This window comes from Micromonospora globispora (assembly GCF_003857015.1).
In the GTDB taxonomy this organism is placed as follows: Bacteria; Actinomycetota; Actinomycetes; order Mycobacteriales; family Micromonosporaceae; genus Micromonospora; species Micromonospora globispora.
Genome location: NZ_QGGF01000209.1, coordinates 1 through 16,300 on the forward strand (window position 1 = coordinate 1; position 16,300 = coordinate 16,300).

21 protein-coding genes and 1 tRNA gene are annotated in these 16,300 nt (G+C 68.8%); 5 read left to right on the forward strand and 17 right to left on the reverse strand.

Going from position 1 to position 16,300, the window contains the following annotated elements:
- The coding region (locus DKL51_RS08500; RefSeq protein ID WP_438819655.1) for a metallophosphoesterase family protein at window positions 1-1,787 on the reverse strand (1,787 nt) is incomplete at its 3' end.
- Window positions 1,788-1,827: 40 nt separating this feature from the next.
- Here DKL51_RS08500 and DKL51_RS08505 point away from each other — a divergent pair.
- Window positions 1,828-1,904, forward strand: a tRNA-Thr gene (locus DKL51_RS08505).
- A gap of 92 nt (window positions 1,905-1,996) precedes the next feature.
- Here the strand turns inward: DKL51_RS08505 and DKL51_RS08510 are convergent.
- From DKL51_RS08510 to DKL51_RS08575, 14 genes are all read right to left on the reverse strand, one after another.
- Window positions 1,997-3,139: a tyrosine-type recombinase/integrase gene (locus DKL51_RS08510; RefSeq protein WP_185734751.1), complete on the reverse strand. Its 1,143-nt coding sequence runs from the start codon at window positions 3,137-3,139 to the stop codon at window positions 1,997-1,999.
- Window positions 3,136-3,315: a helix-turn-helix domain-containing protein gene (locus tag DKL51_RS08515; RefSeq protein ID WP_124811925.1), complete on the reverse strand. Its 180-nt coding sequence runs from the start codon at window positions 3,313-3,315 to the stop codon at window positions 3,136-3,138. Before DKL51_RS08515 ends, DKL51_RS08510 begins: the two co-directional genes overlap by 4 nt.
- A 23-nt stretch (window positions 3,316-3,338) precedes the next feature.
- Window positions 3,339-5,132: a replication initiator gene (locus DKL51_RS08520; RefSeq protein ID WP_124811926.1), complete on the reverse strand. Its 1,794-nt coding sequence runs from the start codon at window positions 5,130-5,132 to the stop codon at window positions 3,339-3,341.
- Window positions 5,132-5,398, reverse strand: a complete 267-nt coding sequence (locus DKL51_RS08525) for a hypothetical protein (protein ID WP_124811927.1) — start codon at window positions 5,396-5,398, stop codon at window positions 5,132-5,134. The genes DKL51_RS08520 and DKL51_RS08525 overlap by 1 nt, the downstream gene beginning before the upstream one ends.
- Complete coding sequence (locus DKL51_RS08530; RefSeq protein ID WP_124811928.1) at window positions 5,395-6,132, reverse strand: hypothetical protein; 738 nt, start codon at window positions 6,130-6,132, stop codon at window positions 5,395-5,397. The genes DKL51_RS08525 and DKL51_RS08530 overlap by 4 nt, the downstream gene beginning before the upstream one ends.
- Window positions 6,119-6,415: a hypothetical protein gene (locus DKL51_RS08535; RefSeq protein ID WP_124811929.1), complete on the reverse strand. Its 297-nt coding sequence runs from the start codon at window positions 6,413-6,415 to the stop codon at window positions 6,119-6,121. Before DKL51_RS08535 ends, DKL51_RS08530 begins: the two co-directional genes overlap by 14 nt.
- Entirely contained in the window at window positions 6,412-6,762 is a 351-nt protein-coding gene (locus DKL51_RS08540) for an RRQRL motif-containing zinc-binding protein (protein WP_124811930.1), read from the reverse strand. The genes DKL51_RS08535 and DKL51_RS08540 overlap by 4 nt, the downstream gene beginning before the upstream one ends.
- Window positions 6,759-7,058, reverse strand: a complete 300-nt coding sequence (locus tag DKL51_RS08545; RefSeq protein ID WP_124811931.1) for a hypothetical protein — start codon at window positions 7,056-7,058, stop codon at window positions 6,759-6,761. The genes DKL51_RS08540 and DKL51_RS08545 overlap by 4 nt, the downstream gene beginning before the upstream one ends.
- Complete coding sequence (locus DKL51_RS08550) at window positions 7,055-7,492, reverse strand: DUF6197 family protein (RefSeq protein ID WP_124811932.1); 438 nt, start codon at window positions 7,490-7,492, stop codon at window positions 7,055-7,057. The genes DKL51_RS08545 and DKL51_RS08550 overlap by 4 nt, the downstream gene beginning before the upstream one ends.
- Window positions 7,493-7,577: 85 nt before the next feature.
- Window positions 7,578-7,787 carry a hypothetical protein gene (locus tag DKL51_RS08555; RefSeq protein WP_124811933.1) on the reverse strand — a complete coding sequence of 70 codons (210 nt, stop codon included), beginning with the start codon at window positions 7,785-7,787 and terminating at the stop codon, window positions 7,578-7,580.
- Window positions 7,784-8,656 carry an FtsK/SpoIIIE domain-containing protein gene (locus tag DKL51_RS08560; RefSeq protein WP_124811934.1) on the reverse strand — a complete coding sequence of 291 codons (873 nt, stop codon included), beginning with the start codon at window positions 8,654-8,656 and terminating at the stop codon, window positions 7,784-7,786. Before DKL51_RS08560 ends, DKL51_RS08555 begins: the two co-directional genes overlap by 4 nt.
- Before the next feature lie 64 nt (window positions 8,657-8,720).
- Window positions 8,721-9,035: a hypothetical protein gene (locus tag DKL51_RS08565; RefSeq protein WP_124811935.1), complete on the reverse strand. Its 315-nt coding sequence runs from the start codon at window positions 9,033-9,035 to the stop codon at window positions 8,721-8,723.
- 22 nt (window positions 9,036-9,057) lie between these two features.
- Window positions 9,058-9,930: a hypothetical protein gene (locus tag DKL51_RS08570; RefSeq protein WP_124811936.1), complete on the reverse strand. Its 873-nt coding sequence runs from the start codon at window positions 9,928-9,930 to the stop codon at window positions 9,058-9,060.
- 290 nt (window positions 9,931-10,220) lie between these two features.
- Window positions 10,221-10,538: a hypothetical protein gene (locus tag DKL51_RS08575; RefSeq protein WP_124811937.1), complete on the reverse strand. Its 318-nt coding sequence runs from the start codon at window positions 10,536-10,538 to the stop codon at window positions 10,221-10,223.
- 133 nt (window positions 10,539-10,671) lie between these two features.
- Here DKL51_RS08575 and DKL51_RS08580 point away from each other — a divergent pair, with 133 nt between their 5' ends.
- The 3 genes from DKL51_RS08580 (at window position 10,672) to DKL51_RS08590 (ending at window position 13,009) form a co-directional block, all read left to right on the forward strand.
- Window positions 10,672-11,898, forward strand: coding sequence for a helix-turn-helix domain-containing protein (locus DKL51_RS08580; protein ID WP_185734752.1), 1,227 nt, complete (start codon window positions 10,672-10,674; stop codon window positions 11,896-11,898).
- Window positions 11,899-11,916: 18 nt separating this feature from the next.
- A complete protein-coding gene (locus DKL51_RS08585; RefSeq protein WP_124811938.1) occupies window positions 11,917-12,405 on the forward strand; it encodes an NUDIX domain-containing protein in 489 nt (162 codons plus the stop codon).
- Window positions 12,406-12,646: 241 nt separating this feature from the next.
- Complete coding sequence (locus DKL51_RS08590) at window positions 12,647-13,009, forward strand: hypothetical protein (protein ID WP_124811939.1); 363 nt, start codon at window positions 12,647-12,649, stop codon at window positions 13,007-13,009.
- Between the two features lie 25 nt (window positions 13,010-13,034).
- Here DKL51_RS08590 and DKL51_RS08595 read toward each other — a convergent pair whose 3' ends face one another.
- On the reverse strand, window positions 13,035-13,292 hold the full coding sequence (locus DKL51_RS08595; RefSeq protein ID WP_124811940.1) for a hypothetical protein: 258 nt from the start codon (window positions 13,290-13,292) through the stop codon (window positions 13,035-13,037).
- A 708-nt stretch (window positions 13,293-14,000) separates the two neighbouring features.
- Here DKL51_RS08595 and DKL51_RS08600 point away from each other — a divergent pair.
- On the forward strand, window positions 14,001-14,402 hold the full coding sequence (locus DKL51_RS08600) for a hypothetical protein (protein ID WP_124811941.1): 402 nt from the start codon (window positions 14,001-14,003) through the stop codon (window positions 14,400-14,402).
- Between the two features lie 239 nt (window positions 14,403-14,641).
- Here the strand turns inward: DKL51_RS08600 and DKL51_RS08605 are convergent, their stop codons facing one another.
- Window positions 14,642-15,820 carry a low temperature requirement protein A gene (locus DKL51_RS08605; protein ID WP_124811942.1) on the reverse strand — a complete coding sequence of 393 codons (1,179 nt, stop codon included), beginning with the start codon at window positions 15,818-15,820 and terminating at the stop codon, window positions 14,642-14,644.
- Window positions 15,821-16,300 lie beyond the last annotated feature (480 nt).

Here is a 16,300-nt window from a genome sequence, read left to right on the forward strand (position 1 = left end):
CGCTTGGGGGTCAGCCAGGAGGCGGTGGGGGACTGGTCGGGGTTGAGCTGCCAGCCGTGGGAGACCTTGTCCACCGCGATCGGGTAGATGGTGAGGATGCCGTCGGGGTCGATGCGCAGCCGGAGGAACGACTTCGAGTCCTCGATGCCCTGCCCGGCGAAGAGCTCGTTGACGTTCACCCCGAACGCTCCCGCGACCAGCAGGTACAGCGCGACGAGCTGGCTCGACACCAGACCGATCACCGGCCCGTAGACGACGGCCGCGGCGACCGCGGGCAGCGGCCACGGCCAGTCGTAGAACGGCAGCGCCAGCCACACCCAGGTGCCGGCCGCGGCCAGCAGCAGGTGCGCGAGCCCGTGGCCGACGCCGAGGATCCAGTGCCGGGTGTGCCGTTTCCCGCCGGCGCTGGGCGGTTTCGCGAAGAACGCCGCACCGAGCAGCGTCACCACCAGCATGAACACCAACGGCACGCTGAACAGCCGCTGCTCCGTGACCCCCACCCGGTTGGCCGTTACCCCGGCCATCGCCAGCATCAGCAGCGTGTGCAGGGTGCCGAGCAGAGTCGTGAAGCCGGGGTTGCGGAACGGCAGCCGGGCGAAGATGCCCCAGGCGTAGCGCCGGGAGCGGGCCTTGTCCGGGAAGCGGGCCGCCAGGTCGTACGGGCGGGTGGGGCTGGCCCGGCGGGCCAGGGTGTCCCGCGGTGGCACCTCGATCCGCTCCGGGAGCTTGTGGGTGGGGTAGAGGTAGGCGCCGCCGCCACCGCAGGTGATCAGCTGCCGGTCCGGGCCGGTGTAGCGGGCGTAGTGGTGCAGGTCGCCCGAGACCACGAGCCGGACCTGCGCGCCGGTGGGGGCGATGATCGTACGGATGAAGTAGTCGACCGAGTCGTACGCCGTGGGGTGATCGACGGCCTTGACCCAGGTCGGCGCCGGCACCGCGATGATCAGCCGGGACTGCGGGGTGAGCCGGCGGGCGACCTGGTCGAAGTAGGTGAGCTGCGGGTCGTCCAGGTACGAGCCGGACTGGTCGTCGAGGCCGAGCAGCCACCAGTCGACCGGCAGTTCCACCGCGAAGTAGGAGCGGGACTGGCCGGTGTTCCAGCCGGCGAAGTGCCGGTCCCGGGAGCGGACGAAGAGCCGCAGGAACGCGGTCAGCCCGTCGTACCAGTCGTGGTTGCCGGGGACCGCGAACAGCGTCGGCCGCTCGGGTGGCGCCACCGGCAGCGCCGCCTGGTACGGGCCCTTGCACCGGTCCTCGTACGCGGCGTAGTCGGCCGACGGGTAGACCTGGTCGCCGCCCATCACCAGGGTCTGCGCCCGAGGCAGCCGGTGCCCGTCGACCTCCAGCTCCGACCGCGCCAGCAGGTACGCGATCGAGTACGTCGCGTCGAAGCCGTCACCCAGGTCGGCGACGTAGTCCAGCCACAGCCCACCGTCCGGCCCGACCTGCCGGAAGATCCCGTCCCCGAACGCGTTCTGCAGCTCCCGCTTGTCCAGGTACGCCCCGAAGAGCATCGCCAGCAGCGTACGGATGCCCGTGCTGATCAGCAGAAACGGCGCGAGCCAGGGCACCGGCTTGCGAGGGGCGAAACCGAGCTCCAGCGGATCGGTGCTGCGGGGCCGGCGTACCGCCCGCTCGCCGGGGTGCGCCTCGGGGATCGGGGCGGGCGCATCGGGTACGTGATCGTCGCTCACGAGCCGCAGGTTAGTCCCGTCCGGCGGCGAGCGCTGTCCGGCGAACGTACCGAACGATCCTCGATGTCCGGTTCGCTGGCGGGGGGATCCCATTCGGCTCGCTGGCGGGTGTGGCGTACACTTGACGATCGTTGCCGCCTTAGCTCAGTCGGCTAGAGCGACGCACTCGTAATGCGTAGGTCGACGGTTCGATTCCGTCAGGCGGCTCCATAGAAAGGCCCAGGTCACCGGCTTTATCGCCGACCATGACCTGGGCCTTTTGCTTGTCATCGCGAGGCCGAGCAGCCAAGCGAGCAGCCAACCTACTCACCCGACCACAGCGCCCCCTCCAGTCGCGAAGCCGCTTCCCGTGCGATCTCCGGAGCCACATGCGCGTAGATGTTGAGGGTCACGCTGATCTGCGAGTGGCCGAGGATCTCCATGACCACGCGGGCGGGCACACCCTGGGAAAGAAGGACGCTGGCCGCCGTGTGCCGGAGGTCGTGGAGACGAACCTGCCGGAGGCCAGCCCGCCGGATGAGCTCGCGGAAAGACCGGTAGTCGTTGCGTGGGTGAATCGGCGTGCCGACGCTGGTGGCGAAGACCAGACCTGGGTCGGCCCAGTTGTCCGCGTCGAAACGTTCCGCTGCCTGGCGCTCTCGGTGGCGGAGGAGCGCCGTTAGCACGGTGGGCGGCAGCGGGAGAGTCCGACGAGACCGGGCCGTCTTCGTCTCGACGAATACCAGGCCACCTGTCTCCGGATCCCGCTGCAACTGCCCCCGCACGCGCAGCGTCCCAGCGGCCAAGTCGACGTCGTCCCACCGCAGTCCAAGTACCTCGCCTTGACGGAGCCCGAGTGCGATCCCGATGAGCCATCGAGCTTCCAGCCGTAGGCCTTCGACGGCCTTGAGGAAGCGTCGCGCTTCGGCGAGCGAGTAGGGCCGCACCTCAACGTGGGGCAGGGAAGGCGGCTCAACGAGAGCCGCCGGATTGATGTGGATGAGTTGCCATCGCACTGCCACGTTGAGCGCCCGACGGAGGTTGGCGTGCATCCGTCGGACGCTGCCGACTGACAGGACGGTCACCCGGTCGCGGTAGAAGGACGTCAGGTGTGCGGGTGTCAGCTTGTCGAGTCGGTGCCGGCCGAGCATCGGCCCGATGTGGTGCTCAACCTCCTCGCGGTACCGGTGCAGGGTCGACGGCCGGACTTTGGCCGAGGCAACTTCTGACAGGTAGGTCTCCATCCATTGCGCCAGGGTGGGTACCCGCTGCGCAGCGAGCCGACCAGTCTCGGCGAGAACTGTCATTTCCTTGAGCGCCTTGACCACCTCAGCACGGGTCCGGCGGGTGACGTACTTGCGGCGACGCTTTCCGTTACTCCATCCGAGGTCAATGGCTGCGCGGAAGCGCCCGTCCGGTAGCTGGTAGATCGAGCCTTCACCGTGGCCACGCCGCTTGCCGGTCATGCCGCCTCCTGCTGGCATGCCTCGACGAAGGCTCGTAGCGCGTTGGCGGGGATACGACGAGACCGGCCGATCCGAATCGAGGCGATTTGGCCGCTGGCCATCAGTTCGTAGACCTTAGTGCGTCCGAGGCCGAGCAAGGCGGCTGCCTCGCTCGGGGTGTAGCAGAGCTTGTCCATCCTGGTCCTTTCATGCGATCGGGTTAGGCGGCAGTCAGCGCGGTGCTGGCCGGGCTGGCGGCGATTTCGTGGGCGAGTTCTTCGCGGCCGGTAGTTCGTCGCTCGCGAGCGAGGGCGGCGGCGGTGTTGGCGAGCAGTGCGTCTCCGCTGGTGTGCCAGCCGACTCCGGCGAAGGTGAGGGTGCCGACGATGAACGTGGTGTCCTTGCCGAGCTGGTCGACCGGCGGGCCGCCGGTGGTCGCGTGCTCGTGGGCCTGACCCTCGTGCCGCCGGAAGGCGACGCGGGTATCCCGCAGGAGTCGGAAGGTCACCGAATAGCGGCGGCCTTTGGTGAGGAAGTGGCCGCCGTAGCCGAGCATGTGTGCCCAGCGGCGCAGCCGGGCGTACGGGTTGGCCGTCGGTCTGCTGGCCGGTTGGGTGTCAAGGGCGGCTTGACGTTGGGCGACGCAGACGGGGCAGGCGGCGTAGCGGGTGTGGGTGCCGCAGTCGGGGCACTCCCAGCGCTGGACGAAGCCGGCCCGTGGCCGGGGTTCGCGGGGCCGCTCGGACAGCGAGATCGGGGTGCCGGTGGGTCGGCCGATGCGCCAGCAGGCGTCGATGAGGCGGGCGGTGTGGTCGCCGTCGGGGTCGGCGTAGTCGCCGATGCTGTCGGCGGTGAGTCGGGTGGAGGTGTGCCCGGTGGCCTCGGTGCTCTTGGTGGCGTACTTGGCAAGGTATCCGGCGACCATGCCGTCGGTGATGTCTCCGTCGAGGCCGGTGGTGATGGGGCGGATGTCGAGCTGCTCGCCCCAGGTGATGAGCCACCCGTTGGGCTGGTCGGGGTGCGGCGGGGTGTGGAAGGCGATCTGTGCGGCGGCGTGCCGGAACGCGTCGACGAGGTCGTCAACGGTGAACCCGGCCGGCGGGGGAACCACCTTGTCGGGGTCGTCCGGGTCGACGCCGTCGAGGCGGGCGATGGCGTGGAAATGCACCGCTCCCCGGGCTTGGAGCTCGGCGACCTTCCCGGGCGACAGCCGGACCGGGGCGACCTTCCGTGTCTTGCCGGAGGCGGTGACGATCTCGACGCGGGGGACGCCGCGTCGGTGGGCGAGCTTGGCCAGGTAGCGTTCCGCGGCTTGTTTGGTGCGGTGCCACAGCTCGCCGGAGAACAGGTTCCAGACGACTTGGTGGTCGTGGTCGTAGCAGTCCAGGCACAACGGGCGCCCGAGGACGGCGTCTCCGGCTTCGTGGCGTGCCCAGCAGGCGGCGGGCCGGCCATGCGGGCAGAGGCCGGCGGTCGGGTCGGTGGCGCGGCGGGGGTGGCAGGGTTCCGCGCGGCAGTCGCAGCGCTTCCGGTTGGTGCAGGTGTGCCGCTTGACCACCCGGGCGTGGACCGGCCCGAACGACGGGGCGGTGAACGTGGGAAACACCGCCGGATGCTGCGCGACCGACTCGGGGACGCCCTTGCCGCCGACCAGGCCGGCGCGCAGGAGTTGGAAGGCGTCTCGCTGGTAGGTCTGGGCGCAGGAGGGGCAGACGGTGGCGCGGCGATTGCCGCAGGCGGTGTAGATCGCGGCGTCGGGCATCCCGTCGGTGTGCCGCTGGTCGAGGACCCGGCCGGTCGCGGGGTCGACGGTGAGGAGTTGGCCGGCGAGTCGGATGGGGCGGGTGCAGCCGGCGGCGGATCGGACGTGTTCGAGCCAGCCGAAGTAGTCGGGTCGGGTGGCGCGTTCGAAGGCGGAGCCGGCGGCGGTGTAGCCGTAGACGGGCGGGACATCGGCGTTCGAGCCCACCCCCCGGGCCGAAGCGCGGGGGGTGAGGTCCAGCGTCGAGGCCATCAGGCCGCCGCCCCGGTGGGGTGGTGGTTGGTGATGGTGCGTTCGGTGACGATGACCCGGCAGGCGCCGCATTGGCGCTTGGCCGGCTCGTGCCGATGGCAGGGGATGGTGGTGGTCACCTGGCCGCAGCGGATGGTGACCGGTGCCCGGCAGGGGCCGCCGGGGATGACGTCGACGAGCACCCGGCGGGTGTCGTAGGGGTGCGGGTCGGTGTGGGCGGGGCAGGTGTGGGTGACCTGCTCGATGTCGACGAGGTAGATGGTCATCCGGCACCACCGGCGATGGTGCTCAGGAGCTGCCCGGCAACAGCCGGGGCAACATCCAGGCGGTCGGCCAGCTCGGCGGGCGTGATCGGTTGGCCGGTGGACTGTTCGTGCTGCACGGCCGCGAAGCGGGCCATGGGCAGCAGGTGAGTAGGGACGTCGACCGGCTCCGGGGCCGGCGCGGTGACAGGCTCCGGCTCGACAGCCGGCGTGGTGGCCGGGGCCGGTTCGGGGGCTGGCGTGATGGCAGCCGGCGGTGCCGGCGCGGTGGTGACCTGCTCGGCCACCTGGACCCGGATAGGTTCCGGGTCGGAGGCCGGTGCGGTGGTGTCCTCCCGCACGGGGGCGGGGGCGAGGACGAGCTTGACCAGGGCCATGAACGCCAACGCCGGCACGGCGGACAGCAGCCACCCGGACGGGCCGGCCTTGGCGACCGCCAACTGTGCGGCCAGGGAGAGGCCGGCGGCGGCGATGAGCAGGAACAGCGGGTAGCCGATCGCAGCGCCGGCCCGGCGGCGACGGCGAATCGTGAGGAGGGAGGCGATGGGGACGAGTTCGGAGATGACGGCGTTGGCCCAGCCGAACCATGCCCCGGTGCCGGTAGGGGAGTTGGCGAGGGTCCAGTCCTTGACGTGGGTGAACGAGGCGGCCCCGGCGAAGCTCGCGACGGTGAGCAGGATGAGGACCAGGACGACACCCTCGGCGCGGGTGCCGCTGCTGCGGTCAGTGGTGGCCATTGCCGGTCACCTCCCCGGAGGTGACGGCGCGCTCTTCGGCGGCGAGGCCGGCGAGGCCGACCCGGATGCCGGCGCAGGTGTTGCAGCCCTGGCCGTCCGGGACGGTGCAGTCGGCGAGGTGGGCTTCCTGCACGATGCGCAGGGCTTCGGCGTAGTAGCCGGACAGGAACCGTTCGAAGGACAGCTCACTGCGGGCGGCGAAATCCTGGGCGAGGGCGGTGACGACGTAGTCGTCCGGGGTCATCCGCTCCTGGGCGGCGAGGTTTGTGATGGCGGTAGTCATCGGGCACCTCCCGGGGTGCAGTCGAGGCAGGAGCCGGTACGGCTGGGGAAGTAGTAGGGCTGCACGACGCCGCAGTGGTGGCAGGTGCGCCGGGCGCGTAACGCTTTGGCGATGGCCTCCCGCTGGGCGGGCGTGGCGGTGCGTTTGGGTGCGGCGAGGTCGAGGCGGTAGAGGTAGGCGACGCGCTTGCCGCGACGCCAGAGGATCTGGCCGACCGGGTCATGCCCTCCCGGTCGGAGGCCGGCGGCACGCAGTTGCCGGCGAGTGGCCAGCCCGTTCGGGGCGAGCCGGTACGGGTAGGTCGGGAACTCCTCGGCGGTGCCGGCCGGGTAGGCGGTGGTGGTCATGCCTGGCCTCCCCAGCGCTGCTGGGCGGCCTGCCGGGAGATGCCCAGCCGTTGGCCGATCTCGGCCCAGGAGTAGCCGAAGGCCCGAAGGCCGACGACGGCTTCGCCGATCGCCTCGTCGAGGTTGGCGGACAGGGCGACGAGGTCGCGGAGGGCTTCGACGTCGCCCGTGGCGACGCGGCGGCCGTGGGCGCGGATGATGCGCCGAGCGAAGGCCGCGAACTGGTCGTTCTCGACGACCTCACGGCGGCGGCGGGATCGCGGGATGTGCGTCAAGGTGTGCTTGACGGTGCTCATCGGTTCTCGCCTCCGGTGGTGTGGAGGCGGTCCCACTCCCTTGCCGCGCCTTCTAGGGCGGCGATGACGTGCTCCGCGGTGCAGAGCGGGTCGTCGTTCCACGAGTAGGGGGAGGTGTGTTCGTCGAGCCAGAAGCCGTCGTCGTCGACGAGGTGGATGGGGTAGTGCTGGTCGAGGTAGTCGGTCAGGGCCGCGATCGCGTCGAGGTAGGTGGCCCGGTCGTCGGTGTTGAGGTCGGAGAAGTGGTGGACCGGGTGTCCGGCGCAGGCCATTCCGATGGCCCCGACGGCGCAGGCCGGCGGGGTCGGGGTGTCGGTGGTGGCGTAGTAGGTGCCCTGGTGCCAGCCGTGCCGGCGCAGGTAGAGGGCAGCCATCCGCAGCAGGTCAGCAGGGGTGACCAGTGCGGTGGCGGGTGGTGTCTGGGTAGCCTTCATGGCAGCCACGTCCTTTCAGAAGGGCTTGGTGGGAGGTCGGCAGGACCGGCGAGCTTGCGAGGCAGATCCGGTCCTGTCGGCCGATTCAGGTGGTACGTAGCCGCAGGTAGCGGCGGTGGCGGTTGTCGTCGCCGCCCATCGGGGTCGGCGCGGAGATGAAGACGAGTCGGCCGCTGGCGCTGGCGACCTGGACCATCGCGGCGATCTCCGCCGGTTGGCCGATGATCCACAGTTCGGTGTATTGGGCGGCGCGCTGGTTGTTGCCGCGGACGTAGGTGCGTTCCCGGGTGGTCATGCCGCCGCTGCCAGGTCGAGGCGGGTGAGGTCGGGGACGAGGGCCGGTAACCGTCGGGGTCGGCGGATCCAGGCGGCGTAGTCGGCGATGCCGGCGATCTGTGCGTCGGTTAGGTAGGCGACCTTGATACGGCGGGGGATGCCGCCTTCGGCAATAAGGTAGGCCGCGCCCTGGTTGCTGGGGGCGATGTCGGTGGCGGTGTAGCCCTGCTCGGCCCAGCCGTGGCCGAGGACGATGTTCGAGCTGTTGGGTGTGGTGCAGCGGAACGCGGCCCGGTAGCCGAACAGGTCCCGCAGCGAGGTAGGGATGATGTCGAAGCTGGGCCGCTGGGTGGCGGCCACGACTGGGATACCGGCGGCACGCCCACGGGCGACCAGGTCGCGGAGCAGGGCGACGAACTCTTCCTGCTCCTGCTTGCTGCCAACGGTCGCGGAGTAGAAGGCGATCTCGTCGACGAGGACGGTGATGACGGACAGGCCGTCGGCGGCGGTGACTTTGCGGCGCCCGTGGGCGCGCAGCCAGGCGTAGCGGTTGTTCATCACCAGCTGGAGCCGCTTGAGGACGTCGAGGGCGGCGGTGATGTCGGGGCCGATGAACGCGTCGGCGCAGTCTTCCCACTGCCCGAGTTCGACGAGCTTGCCGTCTAGCAGCACCAGGCGGCTGTCGACGGAGAGGGCGGCGTGGGCGGCGATCGTGTTGAGCAGGCCCGATTTGCCTCCGCCGGGTTCGCCGCCGGCGAGGAGGTTGCGGTAGGCAAGGGTGATGTTGACGTGCTGACCGAACTCGTCGATGCCGACGAAGATGGGGTCGAACATCGACAGGCCAGGCCCCACCGGTATGCCGGTGTCCGGGGCGGTTGTGGTGGTCATGGGTGTTCTCCGTTCCGGTTGGTGCCGGCGCGGGGTGTGGTGGTCCCGCGCCGGCCGCTGGGTGTCAGGCGTTGTCGCTGATGAATTGCAGGGCCGCCTTGAGGTGCTCGTCCGTGAGCGAGGCGGGGCCGTGCCAGAGGGAGTGGAGGCAGCCGTTGCGGGGGCTGCATTCGGCGATGTCGACCCCGTCCATGGCGAAGCCGACGACGACAAGCGCGGCCACGAGGGCGGAGGTCTCCTCCAGGTCGCCATGCACCCGCAACACGCTGTACGGGGCTTGGAACGGGGTGCCGATGTTGGGTTCCACGCTGAAGCGCAGGCCGACCGGCTTGCGGTGGAAGGGCTTTACGTCGGTGAAGGTGGCGCGGATGTCCGTCATGACAGTTCTCCCCTTACGGAGGTCAGATCCAGTCGGAGACGTCGTCGGCATCGGCCGACGAAGAAGCCGCGGGCTTGCTGCCGTTGGCGGTGGTGGCTGGCTTCTTCTGCGCTGGCAGGGTGACGGTGGGGACGTCGACGTCCGGCAGGTCCAGCGCGGTCGGGACGGCCGGGATGGGCCGGTCGCCGGCCGGGGTGTCCGGGTTGATGACGTCGACCAGCGGTGAGGCGACCTGAGCGTTGAGGACCTCGCGGCGTTTGATGTCGAACCGCAGGTAGGCGGCGTTGCCGTCCGAGGCGCGTTCGACCAGGGCGGTGGAGGCGTGGCAGGCGACCGCGATGCGATCGAGGCGGCCTTCCAGGTCGCCTAGGGCGAGGCCGGGGCGTAGGTAGATCCAGACCCGCTCACCCACGGGGGTGGGTCGGGCCCACAGGATCAGCGGCAGGCTGCCGGACTGGTTGGCGATGATGAACTGCGCGAAGCACACGCGCAGCCGGTGCCGCACGAACAGGCACATGGCCCAGGCGAGCACCGCTCGTCGGATGACCGGCACGGCAGCCGGGACGCCCACGACCAGGGCGACGACCCCGGCGGTGACCGGAGTGGTGGTGTGGTTGGCGAGCTGAGTCCAGCCGTAGCCGAGGCTGGTGGTGATCCCGATTTCTGGGGCCCACCACCAGATCAGCCGCAGCACCGGCCAGATGCGGACCACCACCCACACGATGCCGCCGGTCGGGACGCCGATCGCAGCGCCCAGGAACAGGGCGAGGATCGGGTGGATGTAGGAAGCGGCCACCACCGCCGACAGAAGGCCGACGATGACCGCCGTGAGGATGAACGCCAGCCGGGCGTTGCGCGCGGAGGAACGGTGAACCTTGGCCTCAATGACCGTCACCGTTCCGCTGGACTTCCCGCCGAAGGGTCGGCGAGGGCTAGACTTGGACACGACGAGTCCTCCCAAATCGCAAGTTGGGGCGGATGAGTTGGAGGGCACGGGGTCGGCAGATGTAGGAGTCGGACCGACCCCGCGCCAGCTCTTGCGGGGATGCCACCGCCGCAGGCGGTGACCGGGCCGGGAGCGTAGGAGTCGGAGCCACTCCCGGACCGTTCGTCAGTTGTTCAGCGGACCTTAAGCCGCTTCAGGCGAGACACCACGAGGCTTCACACAGCACCCTGCGCGAAGGACTACTTGGCCGCCGAACCAGCCTTCGGCTTCAGCGAGATCGCACGGAACGCGACGCCGTTGCGCCCGTTGGTCGCCCACGGAATGGCCTCCAACTGCTCGACCTCGATGAGCTGCCCCACCATCACGCCCGGCTTCTCACCCGCCGTGGTGATGGTGATGACCTCACCGCCCGTCTCGTCGAGAACGAAGACCTGGGTCGACCACATGGGCCGGCCAGTGTTCTTCTCCGACCGCTGATTGCCGTTCTGGTCGTTCTTCGGCTCCGGGTCCTTCGACACCGTCACCTGCTTCGCTTTGGTGTCCACGTACAGCTTCACGAGATACCTCCGAGGGTCTTGAGCGCGTCCCCAGTGGACGACTGCTCTGCAACCGACGCTACGACGGCTTCGGGTACCGAACCCGGAATAACTTTCCGGGGTCATCGTCGGCGGTCCATGGCAAGCTAGACGTATGCGCGGAATCGGCCAGTCGTTGACCATCGGAGAACGAATTGCCTGGTACAGGCGACGGCGGGGAATGTCCCAGGAAGTGCTTGCAGGACTAGTCGGCCGCACGGTCGACTGGCTAAGCAAGGTAGAGAACGGCCGGATCGACCTCGATCGACTCTCGGTAATCCGCGCTGTTGCGGACCAGCTAGACGTGGCTCTTGGCGACCTGCTGGGAGAGCCCTCTGTGCTCGATTGGTCGCGAGAAGGCGGCACCCGAACCGTGCCGGCGCTCCGTGAGACTCTGCTGAACTACCGGCAGCTGTCCCCGTTCCTTGCGACGGAGGCAAACGAAGAAGCGCCGGATCTTGCCCAGCTCCGAGGCCACGTCGGGCAGGTGTGGGACGCCTACCAGGAGTCCCGCTATGGCTTCGTCGCTTCTCGGCTCCCGATGCTTGTGAAGTCCGCGCAAGCGGCCACCGCACTCCACGATGGTGGAGCGCAGGTCGACGCGTTTCGCCTACTTGCTCTGAGCTATCAGGCGGCGGCGGTTCTCTTGCCGAAGCTAGGGGAATCTGACCTTGCCTGGATTGCAGCCGAGCGCGGGTTTAATGCGGCACAGCGCAGTGGCGATACTGTGCTCATCGGGTCCCTCTTCCGGTCGCTTACGCACACGCTTTTGTGCACCGGGCGATACAAGGAAGCAAAGCAGCTCACGCAGGATGCGGCGGCATTTCTGCAGTCGGGCCTAGGCAACGCTAGCCCTGCGTACCTGTCCATATATGGGACGCTGTTTCTTGCCGGTTCGATCGCGGCAGCACGCGATGATGACCGGGCAACCGCAAACGCGTTCCTGGCGGAAGCCGAGACGGCAGCGCTGCGGCTCGGCCGGGACGAAAACCACCTCTGGACTGCGTTCGGGCCAACCAACGTCGCGATCCACCGAGCGACGGCCGCCCTGGACCTCGGAGACGTCCAAGTCGCCATCGACCTCGGTGCCCGCGTGGACGCATCAGCGATGCCCAAAGAGCGCCAGGTACGGCACGCGATTGAGACGGCCCGAGCCCTGAGCGCGTGGAACCGCACCGATGAGGCCATGACGGCGCTGCTCGACGCAGAACAGATCGCGCCCGAGCAGGTGCGTCACCACGCGATCAGCCGGCAACTCGTGCAGGCATGGATGCGCAGAGGCCGCCGCAAGCCAAGCGCCACCCTCGCCAGCCTTGCTCGTCGAGTGCATGTTGCCGACTGATCTCGTAGAGTCCGTCCGGTGAGCGGAGCGGCGGACTTTCCAGCAGTGGCAACCCCGCGCGTCGCCGCCGGCGTCTTGTTCGTCGACGAGCACGACCGTGTCATGCTCGTCAAGCCCAGCTATAAGCCCTACTGGGACATCCCGGGAGGCTACGTAGAGCCAGGCGAAAGCCCCAGGGCAGCGTGCCAACGCGAAATCCTTGAGGAGCTCGGGATCACGGTTCCGGTCGGTGGCATGTTGGCTGTCGATTGGGCGCCGCACCCCGCCGAGGGTGACAAGATGCTGTTCATCTTCGATGGCGGGACGCTTGCCGACGAGCAGCTCGCCGCCATTCAGTTCCAGGACAACGAGATCACTGAGTTCACCTTCGCCTCATCGGACGACATCGAACGCCTGACGATCCCCCGGCTGGCGAGGCGTCTGCACGCGGCGCTGGCAGCCCTCGCGCACCAGCGTCCGGTCTATCTGGAAGAGGGAAGCTCCCCGGCTGGAGATGCTGCGTCGTGAGGGACGGTTCGCTCTGAATCCTGGTATGCCTTCGGCGTCCCCGTACCCTCAGGGCGGGCCGCCTCTGCCGGGTCGCCGAGCTGCCAGAAAGCCCGCTGCGGTTAGCTCTCCCCGTCACTGGCCATGGGTAGTGCTTTCCCTTGTAGCGGTGCTGTGTACCGGGGTCGTAGCAGCGCCCGTGTCGTGGGCCGTGCTGCGGCAGGCAGAGGCAGATCGAGGCGAGGCGACGCCGGAGGCGGCCGTGAACGTTTACGTGCTCCAGATGAGCAGCGGAGAGGAGATCGGTCTGTCGCGAGTGCTGGCCGGCAGGCGTCATGACGAGCTGCTGGCGCAGTGGCGTGAGTACCGCGGCGAGATGGAGCGGGGCAATGTTCCGTCGAAGCTTGAGGTGGTCGGAGCGATCGACGTTGAGGACCAGGCCGACGACCGTGCCAGGGTGACCGCCCAGGTTCATGCGGTCTGGTGGAACGAACAGGTCAACCTCAGCGGCACAGCTCACCCGTGGCGGTTCGAGACTCGGCGAGACGCCGGCGGCTGGCGGGTGTGGGCCGCCGAGCTGCCGCCGTGGTGCGGTGTGCATGTCCGGGCAGACGCCTGCCGTTGAGCGCTAGCGGGCGCGACCGGTCCAGCTAGTGAGTCCGCCGGCGGTTGGACTCTTGCCGGATCGCCTCCGTGAGATCCCGCCAGGTGCCGGCCGAGGTCTTCATCATCCGGTCGACCATCGAGCGGGCAGCGGGTTCGTCCAGGAAGTCGTACAAGACTTCCTGCCCGTCGTCACCGCCGAGACGGCCTCGCACTCGCCAAAGCCGGCCGTCAGAGAGCAGCCAGATGTCCCGCCGGGCCATGCGGCCCCACGACCCGTTCCACCAGCGTCCCCGTACCTCCACCGTCAACAATCTAGTCGAACAAACGTACGATGGCTTCCACGCTAGGTAGTAGGCGCCTTGGTCGTGATGCCACGGGTCGGACCGGACGCGTCGCTGGAGCTCGCACTTGGGGCGGCTGACCCGGCGTGAAGTCTGGCTCGCCCGGGAGGTCGGTGACCTGTGATCATCCGTTCGGTGACTCGGAGACGGGTAGTCGCCCGCCTGATCGAGCAGGTCTCGAAACCGAGTCGCCCGCTGTGCCAACACGATAATTTGGCGATATGGGCATCACCGGGGGAATCGCATGCGCCTTCCTGGCCGTCATCCTCGGGGCGTTCATCGTGTACTGGGTTGTGGTTTACGGGTCCGGCTGGAAGCAACCACCATCGCCACCACCGGACGAGCCAACGCCCCCGGAGCATCCGCGCGGCCATCCCTGACGGCGAGCGACCGATTCTGGCGCAGCAGGTCAGGAAGAGGGCCGATGAGGCAGCGCGGGGTTCGGCACGGTCGTCACCTCGGGCCGGCTGTCGGCCAGCCGGCTGCCGGCTGTCTAGTCCCACCACATGCTTGACGAATCCGTCCCAGTACACGCACGACAGTCCGCCTTGATTACTCGATCATCCTGAGTACCTTCAGTGACCATCGAGCGGTGGTGGCGGTGGGCTTACGCGCCCATCCGCTCGTGTGCGACACCACGTGCGACTGCTGACCCGCCTGGAGACACACATGGACGTGGCCTGGACCGCGATCGATCCCGAGAGTGGCGACCTGGCCGCCACGGAGACCCGGTCTGACGCCGACGGGTTCATGTCCCGGCTCCAGCATCTTCTGCGCGCCGGGGAGGGATACACGGAGGTGCGCCGCGTCGAGGTGGACTACCCCCTCTTGACGTTCTCGTTCAGAGGGGACTACGGGGTCATGCACCTGTTTGAGTCGCCAGACGACTGCCGCCTACTCCGTGGGGATGGAGGGCTGCCCGCGACGAGAACCATTGACGTGCCAGTGCTCGGCGGCGACTGCACCTTCTCGGGTGATTTCGTCTCCAGCGTGGCGAAGGCAACGGCGGCGATCACGGCCTTCATCGAAGGTGCCCCAGCCGAACGACTCGGAGAGTGGGTTCGGCTCTGAGCCAGCGCAGTGCCGTCTTGGTCGTCAGCACCGCCTGATCAGCGCCGCGCTCGTGCTGGGATGAGCCGGCCCTGTCGCGGACCGTAAGGGCCTCCGGAATCGTCCTGAGGATCATGTCAAGCGTCTGGTGGGACGCGAATGTCAAGCATCAGCCGTGACACGACACAGCCGGCTGCCGGCGTGTCGTGTCTCGGGACCTGCGTGACAGATCGGTCTCAGGACGTGGGTGACACTCCCGGCTAGCCGGGTGGTGACTGCGGCTCGGGTGGGTGTTTTCTCGCGCGGGCGGCGTCGGCGATGGCGATCCCGGCTAGGACTGCGGTGGCGGCGAGGGCTGCCAGCAGTGGCGGCATGAGGAGCGCCGCCGGTGTCAGGGCGGCCAGCACGAGCAGTCCGATCAGCCGATCCCGGGAGACGCGCTTGAAGACCTCGTATTCGAAGAAGGCGCGCACGGCCACGAACAGCGCAGGCCCGCCGAGGATAACGGCGATCCAGGCCGGTTTGGTGTGCCCGAACGGGTGGGCGATGACGAGTTCGACGCCGACGGAGGTGGCGACGATGCCGGCCCCCATGATCAGATGAGCGACCGTCATCGATCCGGCAAGGCGGACCGGGTCGGGCGCTGCTGCGATGGCAGCGGGCAGCAGCTCGCCGGCGCGGTAGATGTAGATCCGCCACAGCAGCACCGTGGTGGAGAAGGACACCACGGCCGCTGCGGTCCGGTCGGGCGTGAAGCCGCTGCCATAAAGGGTCAGACCGGAGACCAGGATCAACTCGCCGAGCGCGATGATGAAAAGCTGCCGGTATCGCTCGGCCAGGTGCTCGGCCACGATCGGCCACTCCGACATGGGTAGGCGGCCCAGCCCTGGCGTTGGGTAGCGGAGTACGAGGGCCGTGTAGTCCACGGCCAACGCGAGTGTCCACAGCGCCCCCCGCGCCGTCTCGTCCGCGAGCGCCCCCGCGATCCATGGCACGGCGGACACGCCGAACCAGAACAGGACCCGCGCGGTTCTGCGCTGCGCCTCGTGGCCACGCAGGGCGCGCACGAGGAAGAGGTGACGGCCGATGTGGATAGCGACGTACACCCCCGCGAAGACCAGGCCTCGCTTGCCGAACGCGTCGGGCAGCGCGACCGCCATCACGAAGACACCGAGCATGGTTGCGATGACCAGCAGCTGTATCGCCGGCCGTTGCGGGTCGTACAAGTCGGTTAACCACGCCGTGTAGGCCCAGACCCACCACACGGCGAGCAGCAGCACCAGCGCCTGGAAGGCGCCGCTCCACGTCAGGTGCTGGATCAGCTCGTGTGAGAGCTGGGTGATCGCTAGGACGAGCACCAGGTCGAAGAACAGTTCCAGGAACGTTGCCCGCTGTGGCTCCCCCGGCTTCCGCAGCAGCTCGCCCGCCCTGCTAGTCATCGACCCGCCCGTCCTGTGGCTTTGTGCCCGCGTTGAGGCATTCGTACCACGCGCCAGCGTTGGTGAACACGGATCTGCGGCCGTGGCCGCGCTACACGGGCGGGCGACGGTAAGGGCCGGGTCGGTTCCTTCTATCCGTCGCCGTCGGTTCGGATCAGCTCGTCGACCTGGCCCAGCCGTCGGGCCGGCGCTAGAGGCGACGGAGTGTTATTCAGGTCCTGATACCGATGTGTCACGCAGGTCCCGAGACCGGACAAGCCGGCTGCCGGCGACTTGTTCAAAGTTTCTGTACGTCTTCAAGGCGGCCCTTGACGGGCCGCACGCGCCGCCGCCTGGGCGCGCGCCGGCCGCTGCCGCTGTCGCTCTGCGGCCGTCACGCCTGATGCCCGGCAGCTGGCGCGGAGAGCGGGGAGCCCGGTGGGCCGCCGCAGAACGACAGGCTGTCGACCGGTGAGGTGGTGGGCCGGCAGCCGGTCGGGC